Source organism: Nostoc sp. FACHB-280, assembly GCF_014697615.1.
In the GTDB taxonomy this organism is placed as follows: Bacteria; Cyanobacteriota; Cyanobacteriia; order Cyanobacteriales; family Nostocaceae; genus Nostoc_B.
Genome location: NZ_JACJSD010000053.1, coordinates 16,811 through 36,725, shown reverse-complemented (window position 1 = coordinate 36,725; position 19,915 = coordinate 16,811). Strand labels below are relative to the sequence as shown.

The 19,915-nt window shown below is 40.5% G+C and carries 10 protein-coding genes; 3 read left to right on the top strand and 7 right to left on the bottom strand.

The genetic code is table 11. The features are described 5' to 3' along the window. Nucleotides 1-323 precede the first annotated feature (323 nt). From H6G75_RS27675 to H6G75_RS27645, 7 genes are all read right to left on the bottom strand, one after another. Nucleotides 324-2,639: an NACHT domain-containing NTPase gene (locus tag H6G75_RS27675; protein WP_190983108.1), complete on the bottom strand. Its 2,316-nt coding sequence runs from the start codon at nt 2,637-2,639 to the stop codon at nt 324-326. A gap of 339 nt (nt 2,640-2,978) precedes the next feature. Next, a complete protein-coding gene (locus tag H6G75_RS27670; protein WP_190983107.1) occupies nt 2,979-4,115 on the bottom strand; it encodes a response regulator in 1,137 nt (378 codons plus the stop codon). A 199-nt stretch (nt 4,116-4,314) separates the two neighbouring features. Further along, nucleotides 4,315-5,529 (bottom strand): EAL domain-containing response regulator, encoded by a 1,215-nt coding sequence (locus H6G75_RS27665; RefSeq protein ID WP_190983106.1) that lies wholly within the window; start codon nt 5,527-5,529, stop codon nt 4,315-4,317. A 13-nt stretch (nt 5,530-5,542) separates the two neighbouring features. Continuing rightward, on the bottom strand, nt 5,543-10,615 hold the full coding sequence (locus H6G75_RS27660) for a PAS domain S-box protein (RefSeq protein WP_190983105.1): 5,073 nt from the start codon (nt 10,613-10,615) through the stop codon (nt 5,543-5,545). Nucleotides 10,616-10,938: 323 nt separating this feature from the next. Further along, nucleotides 10,939-13,629, bottom strand: coding sequence for a family 10 glycosylhydrolase (locus tag H6G75_RS27655; protein ID WP_190983104.1), 2,691 nt, complete (start codon nt 13,627-13,629; stop codon nt 10,939-10,941). 448 nt (nt 13,630-14,077) lie between these two features. Then, complete coding sequence (locus H6G75_RS27650; RefSeq protein ID WP_190983103.1) at nt 14,078-15,403, bottom strand: TIGR03279 family radical SAM protein; 1,326 nt, start codon at nt 15,401-15,403, stop codon at nt 14,078-14,080. Between the two features lie 78 nt (nt 15,404-15,481). Beyond that, nucleotides 15,482-16,441, bottom strand: a complete 960-nt coding sequence (locus tag H6G75_RS27645) for an undecaprenyl-diphosphate phosphatase (protein ID WP_190983102.1) — start codon at nt 16,439-16,441, stop codon at nt 15,482-15,484. A 472-nt stretch (nt 16,442-16,913) separates the two neighbouring features. On the opposite strand from H6G75_RS27645, the gene H6G75_RS27640 reads away from it, so the two are divergent. The 3 genes from H6G75_RS27640 (at nt 16,914) to psbU (ending at nt 19,720) form a co-directional block, all read left to right on the top strand. Beyond that, a complete protein-coding gene (locus tag H6G75_RS27640; RefSeq protein WP_190983101.1) occupies nt 16,914-17,693 on the top strand; it encodes a DUF3120 domain-containing protein in 780 nt (259 codons plus the stop codon). Between the two features lie 195 nt (nt 17,694-17,888). After that, nucleotides 17,889-18,704, top strand: a complete 816-nt coding sequence (locus H6G75_RS27635; protein WP_190983100.1) for an ester cyclase — start codon at nt 17,889-17,891, stop codon at nt 18,702-18,704. A gap of 587 nt (nt 18,705-19,291) precedes the next feature. Next, the gene (gene psbU / locus H6G75_RS27630; protein WP_190983115.1) at nt 19,292-19,720 is read left to right on the top strand and encodes a photosystem II complex extrinsic protein PsbU; all 429 of its coding nucleotides are present in this window, start codon (nt 19,292-19,294) and stop codon (nt 19,718-19,720) included. The last annotated feature ends 195 nt before the right edge of the window (nt 19,721-19,915 follow it).

Here is a 19,915-nt window from a genome sequence, read left to right as displayed (position 1 = left end):
AATACGGTTCAGATAATACCATTTTGGATTTTAGATTTTGGATTGAGAAAGGATTGACTGGTAAGCTTTTGGGTAATCCATTTGTCGCAATCATTCTTCAATTTGGTATAAGAAAAATAAATTTTAACCAAACCAACAAATAATGATTCAACAAAAGACGAAAAAATGATTTTGGAGGAGGTTTGGGGGACGGTTGCGTCCCCCAATCGGGGGTGTGGGAGAGAATCCCCCAAATCTTGTTCATTGTCTGATAGGTAGAGCAGAAATTGAGAAATCAACTCTCATCACCTTATAATGAACTATATTGTCTTATAGCCGCGATTTCAATCGTCAGACTTCCCTGGTAAAAACAAACTTGTCTCTAAATAATTACGTAAGTTGGGAGAAACATCTGTTGCGGTTTTTAAACAATCTAAAAGTAATTTGTTAGCATCCCAATACTGTTGTATTTCCTCCAAATCTTGAACATTAAATTGCCAATTATACCCAATTTGTCGGGTGGTAATCATCCAATTACGTAATACTTCTGTCCAGTGTTCACCATTTTCTTGCCACCAGATTTTTAACACTTCTCCACCTTGGCTAGGGGAAGGTAACTGATTTTTGATATTTTGCAATGCTGTTAGCAATTCTGGTTGATCTGCTAACAAATGCTTAAGGTCGAGGGACAAACTCAAAGCTGAAAATCGTGGTAAGAAAATCTCAGGATTTATGCCTAAACTCACTGTCAATCCATGTGTTAAAGCCAAGTCTAACGCTAAATCTGTGGCGAGATTACCTGCAAGCTGATTATCCAAAAGTATTGCGAGTTCTTGATTACAGGCTAAAGCACATTCTGAAGGCAATGCCAAAGTAAAGTAAAAAGCCCGCACACTTGCTACATGATAAGGTGTGTTGACGGCGGCGGCTTTTTGCCTCAACCAAGTTAGAAAATGATGTAGCTTAGAATTTTTGCGAGATAAATCCTCAATCTTTTCCTTCATAGATTTTAATAATTCATCGCAAGGGTTTAACATCCCTGCACTGAGTAAAAAAACTTCTCGCCAATATTTTTTACTCAGGTGATTCATCAATTCTGCTAGTGTTTGGGAATTGATGTTAAGCACTATTTCTTTAGCAGTGAGATATTGCTGTAAGCTAAAATGCGAAAAAGCGTAAATTCCCAGTGCCTTTTGCATTAATAATCCGTGTTGGGATTCAATTGCCTGCAATACAGATGCACTTTCTATTTCTAAAGCTGCGGCATCGTGAGGTGGATTAAAATTTTGCAGTAAATAATCTGTTATTAGTCGGCAGAGATGAGATCCAGGCTGAAAATAACTGCTTTGCGGAAAGGTAATTGCCGCTAGATGACTGAGTAATTTAATTTTGTGTAACAATGAAAAATTAGGATAAATTTCATCTCTTTTAATGCCTTTAGCTTCATCCCAGCGAAAGAGCAGTAAGTCTAAAATTTGTTTATAAATTTCAGCCCGGTTAGTAGGGAAATCTTCAGTAAACTGAAAGACTAAACAAATAAAGTTCAGTAAAAGTGGTGTAGTTGCTAAATCTAAAATTGGGAAATTTGCTTTTAATTCCAGCTTTTGCATAAATCGACTGGCTAAGTCTTTAGCTATGGCTGGAGGTTGCTTGGCAACAGCCAGAAACCACTTTTCGGCAAAGTTCGCTATTTGCGGTTGACTAAAATTGCCAATTTCGACTTCTGTAAAGCCATAAAATTTATAATTTTGTACGCCTAGTCTACAAGTAATAATTATTTTATTTTTGTAAAATTTTTCGGTAAACTGACGAATTTTGCTGATGATTTTACTGATATCTTTAGCAACAACTTCATCTAAGCCATCTAATAAAATTAAAGCCCGTCCATGAGCAAAGACTGTATTTATTTCTTGTTCACTAATTCCTAGGTTGAGAAAAGATTCACACAGATAGTTAAATAAACTAATTTGACTAGAGCCGCGAATATCTTCCGCAAAGTCTTTTAAACGGATAAAGATTGGTAAATAATCAGGTTGAAACAATCCTAAATTACAACTATTGGCGATCGCCTGCAAAAATGTGGTTTTGCCAGCACCCGGCTGACCTAACACCATTAGCTTATGATATTTTGTGACGGCTGCTATTCCCGGACTTCTTGTTTGTGGCCAGTCAGCTACACCCAGGCAGTTATTTTCTTTCATCCATACCTGGGGAAATTTCTTAATTTCTAGCCATCTGCGGCTGTTAATTTCTTCTAAAATCTCGATATCAACATAAATATCATTGAAGTGTATCGGTTGGGCAACATCCAAGATTTGCACAGTACCGCACTGCATTTCAATGTTTTCGTGATAAACAGACCGCAGTTTTTGTACAACTACCTCAATATCTAACGACAGAGATGCACGGCTGTCTAACACACTTGATTCATCTGTGGTGAAAGACTGGGCAATTTCTGCGGTATCCAGTTCCAGGGCAAAGCAGATATCGTTGAATACATGACGGTCTATCCGTTGGCCGGTAAAAAACTTCCAAATGGCTTGGCGTGTCTCTAAGCCTACCTCAGCTGCTAGATATTCCTGTGTCCAACCTTTGCGTTTAAAGGCTTGTTTTGCTTTTCTGATCCCTTCAGCTGATGCTTGGAGCGATCGCTTTGCCATAATCTACCACCAAAATTTGTATCGGGTTACGCTTTCGTATACAACTTATACAAGTTATACGCTAAGTTAAACAAAAACCCCAACATCATTTCATACATCGGCTAGACATAATAGTAATCGAGTCAGCCAAATCTACATACCCAACTAGCTGAAGGCATTGTCCAGACAGCAAACGCTTTTTGAGCAATGCCCAAGCTTTTATTTAGTGCTGAGACAAAATTGCAGTCCAAATTTATAGACAAAACTCAAGTCACCGCTACACTGAAAAACCCCTGAGTAGAGGGTCTTAAGTAAAAATACTATCTCTGAGCGGAACCTAGTTGGTAGGAGTGGGGAATTTTAAGTACTGAGTGCTGAATGCTGAGTGACAAGAGATACTTCCTTATTGTTGCAGGGAAGGGTGACGGTTACAACAGTGTATTCATGGGGCTTACTGTCAATTTTTAGGGTACCACCGTGCAGTTCTGCTAATTTTTTGGCGATGATTAAGCCTAACCCAGAGCCTTGTTGTTCATGAAGTTTACGCTCAAATTGCCGATAAGCACCTAATTCAGCAATTTGCTCACGGCTCATACCCCGACCGCGATCGCTAAAAGATACACTAAAGGTATTATTAATAGTTTTTGCGGTAATTTTAATCGGTGTACCGCTGACAGAAAATTTTAAAGCATTATCCAGTAACTCTTCTATAATTCTGGTCATCTTGCTCAGAGAAATATTCACAACAGATGGTGATAAGTCTATTTGCATATCATTTTCTCTGCCAGCATTTTTAACTCTTGTACCTATCAAATTAGTGAGTTCTGGTGTAGGGAATTCTGTTGACTGCTTTTTAACTTCACAGACTCGCTGCGGATCTGTTGCAATAATTTCCAGTTCTGCGTATAGTAAAAACTTTTGAATTAAATGAAATAAACGTTGACTTGACTGATGAATGAATTCTGCCATTTCTTTGATGGATGCGGCATCTAGCAGTTCACTTTCTTCCATCAGAATTTGCGAGAAACCTAAAATCCCATTTAGTGGAGTGCGTAATTCGTGAGGCAGTGACAAAGTAATACTAGTGCGTAATTTATCGAGTTTCTCTTGAGTTTGTTGATAAATTGCCGTTTGTTTTTCTAACCTACAAGCAATAGCAGTTAATAATTCTGTACGCGAAAATGGTTTAACAATGTAGTCATCGGCTCCCAAATCCATACCTTTGCGAAAGTCAGTTTTTTCTGATTTTGCTGTTAAAAAAATGAAGGGAATAATTGCTGTTTTCGGATTTTGGCGTAATTCTTTTAGGACTTCATAACCATCGATTTCTGGCATCATCACATCGCAGATGACTAAATCGGGAATTTCTGTTTGTGCTAACTGTAAACCAAAGTAACCATTTTCGGCAGTAATAACGTTAAAATTTTCCGCATAAAGTAAATCCACTAAATTTTGTCGCACATTTATGTCATCTTCAATCACTAATATTTTATTCATATATTTAATTAAATGTGAATAAATATAAAATTCTAAAAATAGATTTTAAATAATTTCTATAAATAAGATATGACATAAATATTTCATGATATGCACCCATTTTACTCCTCAATACCTAATTGAATTATATATTTATCTTTCTTTGTGAAATACAAAAATATCATGTAATCAAAACAGGGATTATAAATTTTATATAAACTTAGATATATAAATGCCGATTACTCCATAAAAAATTTTCAAACTCTGCTGCTGGTAATGGACGGCTGAATAAGAAACCCTGCATATAATCGCAATGAGCATCACGCAATAAATTCAATTCTGCTTCTGTTTCCACACCTTCAGCAACTACTTGCATATTCAGGTTATGCGCCATTTCAATTAATGCTTTAGTAATGGCTGATTTTTGCTGATCAACAGCTACGTTATGAATAAAATAACGGTCAATTTTTAAGGTATTAATTGGTAAATTTTTCAGATAAATTAATGAAGAATAGCCTGTACCAAAATCATCAATAGCAATTTTTAGCCCTAAAGATTGTAATTTATTCATAGTAGTTATCGCACTATTAATATCTTGCATAATCATGCTTTCTGTCAGTTCAATTTCTAAATATTGAGGTTCGAGATGATTTATGTGTAAAAAATCAGTAATTTTTTGGATTAAATCTGGCTGATGAAATTCTATAACTGACAAGTTAACAGTCATTTTCAAATAAGCAATTCCGACATCATGCCAAACCTTAATCTGTTTACAAACATTTTGTAATACCCATTGATCAATCGGGACAATTAACCCTGTAGATTCGGCAATTGGAATAAATTCTGTGGGAGTAACTAAACCTAATTCTGGACTTTGCCAACGTAATAAACTTTCAGCTGCAATAATTTGGCCAGAAGCGATATCAACAATTGGTTGATAATAAACTTCAAATTCTTGAAATTTTTGTTTTTGAACCACCTGTTGCAAGTTCATTTCCAACAACTGAACTTTGGGTGAGACAGTCTTATTAATATTCGTTGGATGAGATAGATATTTTTTTAAAGTAGCCTGTCTCTCTAAGCGGTTCATAATTGCACTTAATAATTCAGCCCGCGTAAACGGCTTAGTTAAATAGTCATCTGCACCCATATCCATCCCTTGACGAAAATCAGATTTTGCAGATTTTGCTGTTAGAAAAATAAAAGGAATTGTGGCTGTTAGTGGGTCTTGTCGTAATGCTGTCAAGACTCCATAGCCGTCAACCTCTGGCATCATCATGTCACATAAAATTAAATCTGGAGCCTCAGCTAATGCCAAATCTACGCCTGTTTTGCCATTAGCAGCAGCAATTGTTTGAAAGTCTTCTGCTTCTAATAAATCTAAAAGGTTTTCTCTGACAGATTCTTCATCTTCAATCACCAAAATTTTAATCATGTTTTTCCTCAATTTAGATTGTGTTATTTAATGGCAAAGTGACAGTAAATGTAGTACCCACTCCCAAAGAACTGGTGACAGCAATTTGACCTTTGTGTATATCTACACACTTTTTCACAATTGCCAGCCCTAAGCCAGTTCCCAGAATATTGCCTACATTTTTAGCACGGTGAAAAGACTCAAACAAATGTGGTAAGTCTTCTGGAGGAATCCCAATTCCTTGGTCTTGAATTTCTAAAATTACTTGTGCATCTGCACAAACTAGTTTGAATTGAACAGTACTCCCTTCGGGAGAATATTTAATTGCATTTGAGAGTAAATTACTGAGAATATGTCCGAGCAATTTTTCATCCATACAGCATGATATTGACGGATGTGGACTCGTAAATGCAATCAAGCAGCGATTGTTTTGATTGAGTTGTGCTTCTTCAATGATGTGATCACAGTAAGCTACTAAGTCAAAGGTAGTGGGGGTGTATTCTAGTTTCCCAGCTTCTGCTTTCCCAATCACTAGAACATCATTTAACATTTCATTGATGCGTTTCACTGCGGCTTGAATGCGATGCAGGTGAGTAATTTGTTTTTCTTCTGTCCATTTATGACGATAATGTTCTAGTAATTCGGCAGACGACAAAATTGTACTCAACGGTGTGCGGAATTCGTGAGAAGTCATCGAAACAAACCGAGATTTTAGTTCATTCAGTTCTTTTTCTTTCTCTAGGGCGACTCTGAGTTCCTGTTCTAATTGCTTGCGTTGGGTGATGTCTGCCAAATAACCAACCATTTCCAATGGATTACCAGCATCATCCCGGACAAGTTTACCTTGGTCAGATACCCAGCGGTAAGTACCATTTTTGTGGAGAAAACGATATTCTAAGCTGTAATGTTCTTGCTGCAAAATTTTATTGAGTTCGGCAAAAACATTCATCACATCTTCGGGGTGAATATGGTTCGACCAAAAGTGAGGGTTTTCGGTAAAATCCTGTGGTTGATAACCAGTAATGGAACTAATATTGTTGCTGACAAAGGTAGGGCCAAAATTCGCGGCGGCTTTATTTGTGTAAATGACGGCTGGACTAGATGACAGTAAATATTGCAGTCGCTGTTGACTGACTAGTAAAGCTGTTTCTGTTTGTTTACGTTCAGTAATATCTGTTTGAATGCCGATGTAATGGGTGAGTACACCGTCAGCATCATATACAGGAGATATATTCAGTTCATTCCACCACAGACTGCCATTTTTGCGATAGTTCTGCTGAACTACATTGTAGGCTTGACCAGCTTGCATAGCAGCATTGAGTTCTTGTAAAGCAGATTGTTCCATATCTGCACGTTGGAATAAACGAAAGCTTGTCCCGATGACTTCGGCGGCGCTGTAGCCTGTCATCTTTTCAAAGGCTGGATTAACGTAGATAATTGGGCCGTTGGGAATGCTGGCATCGGCAATGATAATACCATTACTGCTGGCGGCGATCGCGCGATCGCGGAGTTTTAATCCTTCTTCTGCTTGTTTGCGGGGTGTAATATCTGTATGGATACCAACCAATCCTGTGATTTTCCCAGTTGCATCTTTAATGGCGTTAGCTCGTAAATAAATTTGTAATAGCCTTCCATAACGGGTTTGCATTGTCACCTCACCCCGCCATGACTCGCCATTGGCGATCGCAGTTAATACCTGAGTTAACTCTGCTGGATACTTGAAAATACTAGTTGAACCGCCAACCGCTTGATATTCTTCTAAGGTATAACCGTATATTTCCGTAAATCCAGAATTAATATAAGTGATGTTACCTGTAATATCTGACATACAAACAGCATCACTCGTACTTTCGATGGCTTTTTGAAAGAGAGTTAAAGATTCTTCGGCTAATTTACGTTCTGTAATATCTGTAGATAAACCACAAACAGCGTAAGGAATCCCATCGGCATCTTTTAAGGGAAACTTCACCGAAAAGTAAGTGCGTAACCCATCCTCTGAGGGGACGACTTCTTCCACTGTGACGGGCAGACCATGAGTGATTACCTGAAGGTTATTCTTCACAAATTCATCAGCAATTTCTGGTGTCCACAAGTCATAAACACTTTTACCAACAATTTGCTCTTGGGTGATGTTGAGTAGTTGTTCTATATAACGGTTAACCAACATAAATCGATTGTTGGTATCGAAGATATAAATTGCCGCAGCGGAGTGATCTAAAATTGCCTGGAGTTGCTGTTGAGTTGCTTTTAATACTGTCTCAGCTTGTTTGTGTTCGGTAATATCTCGATTTGTACCACGATAGCCAACGAATTTGCCGTCTGCATCAAAGACCGGTACACCACTGGTTTCTAACCACACTAAATGTCCATCTTGATGAACTTGGATGTTTTCTAAACATTTAAACGGTTGTGGTGAGGCGAAAATTGCTGCAAAACCAGGGGCTAGGGTTTCATGCAATTCTGCTGGCATGAAATCTAGGGGTGTTTTTCCCAAAACTGCTTCTGGTTCGTAACCCAAAATGTCTTGGATTTTGGGGCTGACATAAGTATAAACACAGTTGATATCCACTTCCCAGATGATATCGTAACTAGATTCCACTAAGTTCCGAAAGCGTTGCTCACTATTTTGCAGCGCCATTGCGGCTGTAACGCGGTCATCGATGTCAGTATTTGTGCCAAACCAAGTATGAATTTCACCTGCTTGATTTCGCCAAGGAACTGCCCGTATCAGATGCCAACGATATGTTTGATCAGTACCTCTGAGCAAGCGGAACTCAGCTTCCAATGGTTGACCAGTGGCTAACGATGTTTGCCAATTTGCTAAACATTGGGGTAAATCATCGGGATGTAGCCATTGCTGCCATGCCTCACCACAAACCTGTTCTGGAGTGCAGCTATGATAATCCAGAGCTTTTTGGTTAACGTATTCGATGCTGCCATTGGCATTAGCCATCCACACATGTTGGGGGATGGATTCTGCTAAGAAGCGAAAGCGTTCTTCACTGATTTCTAAATTTGCCTGTGCTTGTTGGCGTTCTGTAATGTCTTCTACTGTCCCCAAAAGGCCAATTACATTACCTGCAAAGTCATGTATGGGGATTTTCTTAATTTCTAACCAACAGCGTTTGCCATTGACAAGTCGCAGGGGTGAAATCAGATGATGTTCTGGTTGATTAGTCTCAATTACTCTGGCATCGCACTCATGGTGAAAGTCGGCTTCTGATTTATGCGCCATAAATTCAGCTGCGGTTTTGCCGATAATATCTTCTGGCTTGGCGACATTCACAAGTTTGGCAAAGTTACGATTACAACCCAAAACCACAGAGTTGCAATCTTTCCACAAAATGCCTTGGGGAATGGCATCCATGACTAATTGCAACATACTTTGAGACTGTCGTAGTTGCGCTTCGACAATCTGGCGTTCGGCAATTTCGGTTAATAATTGCTGATTTGCTTGCTGTAGGGCTGTGGTGCGTTCGGCAACTCGCTGTTCTAATTCTTGGTTGGCTTGTTTGAGTGCTGCTTGGGTTTGTTTGAGTTCGGTGATGTCTCGTCCTTCGCTAATTAGCAGTAAGATTTTGCCAGTTTCATCTTTGAGGGGTTTCAGGGAGAAATCTATGGTGCGGACTGTTTGGTTAGCACCTAAGATATCTACTTCGTAACGAATAAATTCTCCCCTAGCGGCGATCGCAATTGCTTGTTTTAATTGCTGTGGAATAATCGGCGAAATCTGCCACCAGGGAGTTTCCCAAAACAATTGACCGACTACATCTGAGGCTTGCAGTCCCCCAAAATCTAGTAATGTCTGGTTGGCTTCGAGTAAGTTCCCTTCTGGGGTGAGTAAGCCAGAAAATTGAAATGTGCCATTGAAAATTGCCCGGAATCTTCTTTCGCTTTCGTGCATGGCTGCTTCTGCTTGGATGCGTTCAGTCACATCTACATCTATAGCGACGAAGCGATAAATTTGTCCATGATCATTTTTGAGGGGAAAGATTTTGCTAGAAATCCAGCGTTGCTCACCATCAGGGCGAACAATTTGATATCTTTCATAAAAATATTCACCAGTTAATAAATTTTGAAATGCTGCCACTACGCGATCGCGGTCTAGATTATCAATGGCGGCAAAATATGATTGGGGATCTTCAATCAGGCTATCTTGACTTCTTCCCCAGATTTTTTCATAAGCTGGGCTAACATAATGTAATTTTTGTTGATTGGCATCCCAGACATAAAAAGCTTGGGGGAGATTTTCGGTTAATTGGCGAAATAATTCTTCGCTCCACTGTAAGGCGGCTTCTGTTAATTTGCGCTCGGTGATGTTGCGGTGAATAGCTACAAAGTGCGTCACTTGTTCTTGCTCATCTTTGATCGGCACTAGGTTCATGTCCACCCAATAAGTTGAGCCATCCTTGCGATAACTGAGTAACTCGGTTCTAATGGGCAAACCCGCTTGCACAGATGCAAACAGTCGACTCATTTCGGTACGACTAGTTTGTTCACCATGTGAAAATCGTGGTGTTTGTCCAATGACTTCTTCTAGGGTGTAGCCAGTCATCTGAGTAAATGCTTTATTGGCATAAACTATCCGTGGTTCTATCTGACCGTTAATGATGTGAGCGGCTGTAATTAAAATTGAATCGTTGGCATTGACTACTGCTGACTCTAGTAAACGCAGTCTTTCTGTATCTGCGGCGCTTTGAGTTGATTTTTCCAGTACTTGACAAATACTTTTGGGTGTAACTGTGCCAATTAGTTGATCTGCTTCATCAAGAATTGGCAAAATACTTAAGTTATGCTGACGTAACAGTGATAATACTGCGGTGATATCCTGCAATTCAGATACCTTCAGTGTAATTACTGGAGATTGCATCACCTCAGTAATTTTGGTAGTTTGACAGTCAATATTTGCGGCTAAAATTTTAACCACATCTTGCGCTGTCAGCCATCCTATTACTTGCGAAACTGAAACTACTAACACATCCACACCACACTTTGCCATCAGCGAGATTACCTCTGATACTGTTGCTTCCGGCTGAACCGTTAGTGGCGAAAAGTCAATTACAGCCTCTAAGCTTTGTAGCCAGAGATGTTGTTCTTGCGTATACATAGATAATCACGATAGCTATCATCAATGAATAGTTATCTCAACTTATATATTCCCGTATGTTCTGGGATTAGGCAGGTAAATTAATAATATTATCCTAATGAAAAATACTGTAAGTGTAATGTAAATTTTGGATGAAGAACTCAAAATATGAAGAATAGTTAATATAGATATTCGGTTTGGTTGATAAATTTATTCGTTAAGATAGTCAACGGGGAATAGGCAACAGATTTGTTTGGCTCTCATTTCAAACTGCTATAGAGTCATTAGTCCTGATGAATTCTTCTCCCTTGTCCCCCTTGTCCGCCTTGTCTCCCTTATCTCCCCTACCGTAGTTGCGATCGCCTCTCGCCATAACGCAACAACCTTTCAATCGTGGCTAGGCGGTTTTCCCAAACTTTGACTTGATAAGGGTTATTAGTAGCTGCTTCTCGCATCCAAATCCGAAATTGCGTCTGGAAGCGAGTCAAAGAAGCTTTGGCTGTGAGTAGTTTAGCCGGAGAAGGTGCAGCCGCTAATTGAGTTAAGGCTTTTTCGACTACTTCTATTTGATTGTTAAAATCGGCAATATTAATAGCTGGGAAGGGAATTTGCTCGTTTTGGATGACTAACTGCCATTCGCGTTTTAACAATCCATAACGCACCACAGCTGTTTCAAAAGGTTGGCGCAGTGGAATTGGTTCATTTGGTATAGATGGCACTTGACCTTGAGTACTATTTAAGATTTTCAGCAAGTCGTTATTAAAATTCTCGGCAGCAAACAGAGCATAACCACTGGCGGGTAAATCTCGAATTAGTTGTAATTGGTCAAAGGCGGCTAAATTTGGTAACGAAAGTAAACGAATTCCTGGTACTAATAAAGTTGAACCCAACTGACTAGAAGCTATCCAAGGTTGGGCAAGACGTTGGAACCTGGCTGTATCTTGAGCATAAGTCATGGGGACAATTACATCTATATCACCCCGTCTTGCCCACACTTCCCAATGTTGTTGGAGTTTCTGAATCCGTTCTCGTTCTGGTAAGGGAAACACCGCCACAGACAAAATTAACTCTTCGCGCTTTTGTCGCACCATCTTGGATACATCAGCCACAAAGCTATCGATTTGTTGGGTGCGAAATTCTGTCCACTTTTGCCATAACTCGGTTTGGCTAGGGGAAATAGTCAAGGGATCAACGCCCGTTAACTGCTGAAATTTCGCTCTGGCGGCTTTGCCATAACCATAACTTCTACCAGCAAAGGGATCTTGGAAAGGATAGCGAATGTAATCTAGCTGTAAACCATCTACTTGATATTCGCTGACAATTTCCTCAAACAACTTTAGGAGATATTGCCGCAGTTCTGGGTTGGCTGGATCAAAAAATGGTTTAGTTTGACCAGGGGGAATGGTGTTGCCTTTGTTGTCGTAATTTGCCCAATCGGGATGGGCTGCTAGGACTGGCCCTGGATAATCGGGATGAACATTAATCACTTGGTTGTGGCGTTGGTTCCCAGCAGCAAAAGCCCACACCCAAGCGTGCAGTTCCATATTGCGTTCGTGGGCTAATTTCACCGCCACAGCTAAGGGGTTCCAGCCTCGAATCAGGGGGTTTTGCTGGGGTGCAACTTTACTGGGGTAAATGGGATAACTGGCGTTGACAGTTTCAAAAAAAACCGTGTTAATGCCTGACTGTGCCAAGCGGTCAAAAATTTCGGCTAATTTCTTTTCACCACCAGCCCGGACAATTGTCCCCCTATCTAACCAGACGGCGCGGATTTCGGCGGGGGCTAATCTTCGGTTCAGGGGAAAATGTTTCCACAAGTTGGTTCTGGTGGCTAACCATTGTTGTCGGACTAGGGCATAGTTTTTATTAGCTAAGAGTTGGGGAATGTTTTTGGCGACTAGTCGCGCTTGGGCAATGGCTTGTTCTTTACTCTGGCTAGATAACCCTGGTCTGGTGGAGGCGACACGGGTTTCATCTTCTTTTAGGGATTGGGGATTACTGGTGATGGTTTCATCCAGATTCGCTGTGTGAACTGAGGCGGCTAAATGGGCGCTTTCTACCCGACTAATTAAATTTTCTAATTCTTGCTGGAGAGCGATCGCTTCTTTTTCATCAATGGGTGCATTAGAATTTGGTTCGACATTCCAATGTACTGTTTGTTCTAGCTGGTCAATGGCTTCGGCTGGGGATGATGGCCGCGGGGCGCGGGGAATGAATGGTGCTTGGGGAATTACAGGCGGAATATTCGCGGTAGCCGTCTCAATGGTCGTTGCACAGCGAGAGTCAGCCCCAGGAATTTTTTGCTGTCCTGAAGATGAGGCAGTCAAATGATGATTGATGGCAGCTTTTAACCAAGCATTATCTAACTCAAAACTCGAAGCTGCATCTGTTCCCCAGCGCCAACCAAGTACGGTAGACCATTCTGTACTAACAACGGCGGCGGGATTATCTTGGGCATTCCAAACGGCGGTGGCTTGACTAGCCCCACCGTCAGGTACAATCACACCACCACGCACTTGCCCAAATAGTTCTTTTTGGTTAGCCCATCTTTGTGGTTTATTTGTGGCTGGTTTTATTTGTTGTGTTTCATCTAAACCAAAGCCCCAATAACTCCCCAGGAGCGATCGCAACAACTGTCGAACTCCCGGTGCTGATAAACTGCCCACAGGGCCACTAGCGATGACTTTGCCGCCTTTACTCACCCAGGATTCTAAAGCGATCGCTTGGGCTGGGTTTATCGTCTCAACGTTAGGTAGAAATAATAGCCTGCGATCGCCCCAATCAGCACTGCTTCTCACTTGCGTTAAGGGAATTACACAATAGCTTACACCTAGAGCTTGTAAGCGTTTAGTAATTCCTATCCATTGCTGTTGATTTTCTGCACTCTGGACTACACTTAATACAGGTTCTGCATCTGCCGCTCTGACAGATAAAATATTAAAACTAGTTAAACAATTAATCATTAAAAAGTTAAAGCTAAAAATGAAGAATCTGGCTCTTTTTGTGACTTTGATTGCAGTTTCCTGATTCTTCACTTTTAACCCTCACTTTAATTTAGTATTTAACAGCACTTATTATTTATCATTCAGCATAACAATAAAATACCTCCGAAAAACAACTGATGTTTTTATATTTGTCAAATAACAGTCAGGATTCAAAATTTAGGTTTTAACGTAGACGCGAAGCGGCTTCCCGCAGGGTACCGCAAAGGGCGCAAAGAACGCAAAGAAGAAGAGAGAAGAGAGAAGAAAAAATTACGCATGATTCAGTACTGCTATGAATGATAAGACTTACGTAATAACTCTCTGAAACTCTTTAGGAATTACGCAGACTCTACGATTTCTTGGCGTTCTTGGCGACTTGGCGGTTCGATAAATGAAGCTTTTGGGTGATTTTTACGTAAGTCTTGGAATGATTTACACACAACTCTCTACCTTGTCCCTATTGTCCCTATTGTCCCCCTTGTCTCTTTTACTCAAACACTCATCCTATACAAGTATTAATCAATTCTTCCACTCCCGCGACTGGCAAGATTTTTGTATTTAATTTTGTTGCTAAATCTGCAACTTTGACATCATCTAAAAATACTAATTCGCCATGTTTAAGCATGACATTTGGCAGCAAAATTCCATCACCTAAATCTTTATTTTGCAAATTTAAAAGTAAATCATGACCTGTAAGTAAGCCAGTCACACTAATAGCTTGCCCCCAATAATCACTGGCTAAAGCCATCATATTTACTTCTAAACCATCAACAGAATTTAGGCGTTGCAATATCGGTTGAAATGCTTTTTCAACGGCGTTACCTACTACCCAAGTCAATTTTCTGGGTGGAGAAATTTGGCTTGGGAGTAATTGCGTTGCGGCAGATGCAAATTGCTTGATAAATAACTGAATTGAACCGACACCGTTATCAATTTGCGGATAGTCTTCGTATTCGGCTTCGGTTGGTAGTTCTTCCCCGGCAATTAAAAACCATTCATCGGCTAACCAGAAAACATTTGAGCCACATTTTTGGCGAAATTGTTTGGCGAGCGATCGCACCTGTAAAATAACTTCTTGGGCTTTTTCTCTGGTAACAGGTATCAGTTCATCTTCTGGCGGGCGAAACCGCGTCAAACCTACCGGCACGACTGCCACCGATGCCACGGCAGGTACATCACCAGTATAAAATGACGCTAAATCTTTGAGTGTTTGTTCCAGATGTTCGCCATCATTAATTCCTGGGCAAACCACCACTTGAGCATGAATTTGCAAGCGTCTTTTTTGGAACCAGCGCAATTGTTCCATAATTTGTCCAGCACGTTGATTTTTCAGTAACTGGATTCTAATATCGGGTTCGGTGGCGTGAACCGATACAAATAAGGGCGACAAGCGCATTTGTTCAATTCGCTGCCATTCTCGTTCAGGTAAATTGGTTAACGTCAAGTAAGAACCATACAAAAAGCTCAAACGATAATCATCGTCTTTAAAATACAAGCTTGAGCGTTTACCTGGGGGTTGCTGATCAATAAAGCAAAACGGACAGCTATTATTACACTGAATTAACGCATCAAATAAAGCGGTTTCAAATTCTAGCCCTAAATCATCGTCATAGTCTTTTTCAATTTCAACGTGATGGGTTTTGCCAGTACTATCTAAAACTTCTAATTCTAAAAATTCATCTGCACAGAGAAATTGATAATCAATTAAATCGCGGGGACGGGTACCATTAATAGCAACGATCGCATCCCCCACCTCAAAGCCAATCTCAGCGGCTATGGAGTCGGGTAGCACCTTGGTAATTTTGGCAGGATGAAGGTTAGTCATGGGAAGTGTGAAGTAAGAAGTGTGAAGTATTATTTTTTCATTCTTCACTCTTCATAATTTATCCTTCATCCTTACGGATTAACTATTTTTCAAAATTCCGGCACTGATAGCACTTAAAATAGCTATACCAAAGGCGAGGCGATACCAAATGAATACCCAAGTGCTTTTGGTTTTGAGAAAGCGGAGTAAGCCCGCAATGGATATATAAGAAAAAATCGCCGCCGAAATCACACCAGCAATTAACGGTAATATTCCTGTACCGCTAACTTCGCCCAAAGCACTTTTTAACTCTACTAAGCCGGCTAGGGTAATGGCAGGAATGCCCAGTAAAAAGGAAAATCTGGCGGCTGTTTCCCGTTGTAGAGTCATAAATAACCCGGCTGTTAAGGTAGAACCAGAACGAGAAACCCCAGGAATTAACGCCATAGATTGGGCCAAACCCATCAATAGCCCATCATTCATGGTTAATTGTTCAAAGTCCCGTTCGCGTTTGCCAAGTTTTTCTGCTATTCCCAACAATATAGACATGACTATCGAGGCGATCGCGATCGCGCCGATACTTCTAATCGGTGAATTATCATAATCTGGGATAAATCTTTTAATTAATAAGCCAAAAAAGATAATTGGCAAAGTTCCCAAGGCAATGCCGATAGATAAACGCAAATCATAATCACCATAATCTTTTTGCGCGATCGCTCGGAATGCTCCGGTGGCAATTTTTGTCAAATCTCCCCAGAAATACCACAGCACAGCCGCAATACTCCCCAACTGAATCACCGCCGTAAACGCCACTCCCGGATCACCCCAACCAAGAACTATCGGCACAACTTTTAAATGGGCGGTACTACTAATCGGGAGGAATTCTGTCATTCCTTGTACAAAACCTAAAACAATTGCTTGCAAAATATTCATTTGCTGCACTCCCCCAGCCTCTGGGGTGGGTGGAGTACTCAGAACTTTGAGTGGAAACGCCGCAACTGAAATTATTGCCGAGGCGACACTCATAAACACGAACCATTGACGTTTTGATAAAGCCATCAGTCTACCTGCGATCGCTGCGATTACAATTACACAAACATCTTTTCGAGAAGCTCACAGGATACTTATACCCGAATTTCTCACGTATGGGTGGGGAGTGTGGGGAGAGGGGGAAGTGTGTGGGGAGTGAGGGGGGAAAGATTTCTTTACTATCCTTCTAAACCTCCCAAACTTCCCACACCCCTGGATTTCTCTCTTGTAATAAATCCAGGTTACAGCAGGGGATAGGTTACAGGTTACAGGCAAAAAGTCTATCCGTTCAAACTGTTTGTCAGCCCATATTCTCCCTCATCTCCCTTGTCCCCCTTGTCTCCCTTGTCTCCCCACACCCCTAAACCCCTCATCCCCTCACACCCCTCCAAAAAGACATTCCAAATTACGCAAAATCTCGGTACAATAAAAATGCCCTAGGGGGGGATTTTTGAGTATGTTATCTTAAATAAGATAAAGATTAGTTACAATTATTAAAACTTTGATTAATAACACATTGTTTAGTTACAACGCCTCTACCACCACTATTGATAAGAAATTATCTGTAAAGAACCCTGGTTCGCTGGGTATAGAAGAATTAGAATCTACACTTTCTGCGTCACCATCTTTACCATTGTTAATATCGTCCCGACAAACTTGGTTAGTGTTGGCGGCGGCGGTGTTTTTAGTATCAGTGCCAGTATTTATTGAAGCACCACTGGTGCGATCGCTACCCAGCCTCAGTTTAGCCATGACCGGATTTTGGGTATGGTTGAGTTTTCGCTTAATGTCTCGTCCTGCAACATACCTCTGGGGGGATTTACTCTTAGGCTTTAGCTGGAGTTGGTTAGCAGGGGCAATTTATTGGGGTTGGTTGCGTTGGGAACCTTTGTGGCATTTACCAGTGGAATCTATCGGCTTACCCTTTGCTTGTTGGTGTCTCGTAAGAAACTGGTGCAAGGTTGGTAACTGGTTTTATTTAGGTTCTTTATTCGGTACAGTTTTAACTGATGTATATTTCTATATAGTTGATTTAATGCCCTATTGGCGACAAATCATGCAAGTCGAACCTGAAAGCGTGTCGCCAATTTTACAAGCTGCTGTTACTCAAGTCCGCACACCTTGGGGTGAAGCTTGGGCTGTAGCATTGGCAGTAGTATTACTCACAGCCGGAATTTTACCTTTACGTAACCAAGAAAAACACTGGTTTGCTTTTGGCGGTGCAGTTTTAAGTACTATTTTGGTAGACAGTTTATTTTTACTAGCTGCTTTAGTCGCGTAAATTCACAAAATTTCTGAGTTGACTGACTAAGGTTAGATAAACTATCAAATAACTGCAACATCAGTAGTTAATCATTCATAAAATCTGCACAAAAAGCTGTAAACTTGTGGCGATCGCACTTCGGGGATATCTCTGCAAATCGCTAAATATCAGGATTTACAAGTTCTTGTTGGTAATCTTTGAGCAGAGGTATTTATGACTGAAATTAACATTGAAAATCTGCCACTTTGGGTACAGGAAAGAGACATCGTACTCAAATATAATACTCAGGCAGCGTGGCGTTATGGTGAGCAACCAGATTACACTCGCTCTAATGAAAATTTAGCTAAAGAAAGTCTGTGCAATCATCCAGAAAATTCCCTGGAAAAACTTGTTCAGAATTTGGTCAGAACTTTCGACATTGAAGCGAATTTCAAAACAAATCCTCAAGAGTGGTTGTCTGTAGTTCAAGATAAATTTCGGATGAGTACCAATGGCGGTACTAGCTATACATTAGAGGATTTAGTTCAAGCAGGCACTTACAAACTGTTGATTGGTAATACCCAACACTATCAAGCTACCCAAGAAGATTTTGAATCTTCCACTCAGCTATTTCATACTGCATTTCCTGATGGGTTTTTGTGGGAAGTATTAGAAGTTTATTCTGCACCCCCTACTATTACTTTTAAATGGCGGCATTGGGGACATTTTCGCGGTACTTTTAAAGATTATGTTCCGACTGGACAGATGATTGAAGTGGTGGGGATGAGTGTTGTTCAAGTAACAGAAAACTGCAAAATTCTGTCTTTGGATCACTATTACGACAATGGAAAATTTCTCAATCAACTAACTTCCGGTGGCAAAATGGGAACTGCTACTCAACAACAGCTAACCCCAGCAGGAACACCAGAGGCTAATTCTGGGAAACCAAGTTTTTTGGGTTTTTTCCGGCGCTTTTTACCAAATAGAAATAAACCAGCATCGCTTAATACAAAAGCTAGTGGTTGTCCATTTGCCGCTTTGTTACGTTAATCTCCGCACTGGGTGTAAGGGTTTAAGGGTGTAGGGGTATAGGGTCTGAATATTATGTCCGGTAAATTCAGTTATGATTCAACACATCCGTGCAGAAAGATAAAACTCTTTCTCCCCCTGCTCCCTGCTCCCTGCGCTCTTGATGATTTCCCAGTAGAGCTTTATAAAAAGTTACAAAGTTATCAAACAGTAAATTCAGGCTGCAACTCTAGCGTTAGTCTGTCAGGAAGCAATATCAGCGAACAAGCTAGAGTATCCTAGCCAAGGTTCTGGGAAGTACAGCACAGATGTGGCGATGTCAGTAAGTCAGAGAAGTAAAATAATTTTTGCCAAAAATAGAGTCAAACCCAGTAACAGTAAATATTGTGGATATTAATACGCTGTATATTAGTTTCTGATGACTGCTGTGTGTTGATTGAGCTATCAGTTCTTAGTCAAGAGTCGCTAGTGCTGTTATCGGCTGTGCCGAGTTATAGCAACTGGCGTTGAAAAATCAAGAGTCATAACTATGGCTCAAAGATTATAAACTGTTGACAGCTGTCAGCTTAAAGCCATTATTCAGTTTGATGGAAAGAGGTAAAAAAGTCGTGAAAAGATTGGTGCGTTTATTAACAGTATTTAGTTTGTTGCTGGGTTGCTGGGGATGGTTAGGTACAACAGGTGTAGCCCAAGCTGCTGGGATCAACAGTTTGGCTTTACCACAAGTGCCTGTTTTAGCAGTGGAGTTACGCAACCGGGCAGATCAAAAGTTAGCAACGGAATTTGGTAAAAAAATTGATTTAAACAACACCAATGTCCGCGCTTTCCAAAATTACCCCGGCTTGTATCCTACCCTGGCTAAGAAAATCATCAAAAATGCTCCTTACAAAAGTGTAGAAGATGTACTGAATATTGAAGGATTGAGCGATCGCCAAAAAGAAATCCTCCAAGCTAATTTAGACAACTTCACCGTTACCGAACTAGAATCAGTCTTCAACGAAGGAGACGATCGCTTTAACAACGGTATCTACAGATAAGCTCAATTATCGTTAATGTAGACATATAGTAGTCCACTCCCAATTTTTGGGGGTGGTTCTCTTATAAAGTGCTGAATGCTGAGTGTTGAGTGCTGAGTGTTGAGTGCTGAGTGCTGAGTGTTGTACACTGAGCGAAGTCGAAGTGTACTTGCTGAGTTTACAAGCTGGTTTTCCAAAAATTCGTAAAAATTTTCC

Excerpts from the sequence above, each read along its gene's own strand:
- H6G75_RS27675 (WP_190983108.1), bottom strand. The coding sequence starts at position 2,639 with ATGGCAAAGCGATCGCTCCAAGCATCAGCTGAAGGGATCAGAAAAGCA.
- H6G75_RS27670 (WP_190983107.1), bottom strand. The coding sequence starts at position 4,115 with ATGAATAAAATATTAGTGATTGAAGATGACATAAATGTGCGACAAAAT.
- H6G75_RS27665 (WP_190983106.1), bottom strand. The coding sequence starts at position 5,529 with ATGATTAAAATTTTGGTGATTGAAGATGAAGAATCTGTCAGAGAAAAC.
- H6G75_RS27660 (WP_190983105.1), bottom strand. The coding sequence starts at position 10,615 with ATGTATACGCAAGAACAACATCTCTGGCTACAAAGCTTAGAGGCTGTA.
- H6G75_RS27650 (WP_190983103.1), bottom strand. The coding sequence starts at position 15,403 with ATGACTAACCTTCATCCTGCCAAAATTACCAAGGTGCTACCCGACTCC.
- H6G75_RS27645 (WP_190983102.1), bottom strand. The coding sequence starts at position 16,441 with ATGGCTTTATCAAAACGTCAATGGTTCGTGTTTATGAGTGTCGCCTCG.
- H6G75_RS27635 (WP_190983100.1), top strand. The coding sequence starts at position 17,889 with ATGACTGAAATTAACATTGAAAATCTGCCACTTTGGGTACAGGAAAGA.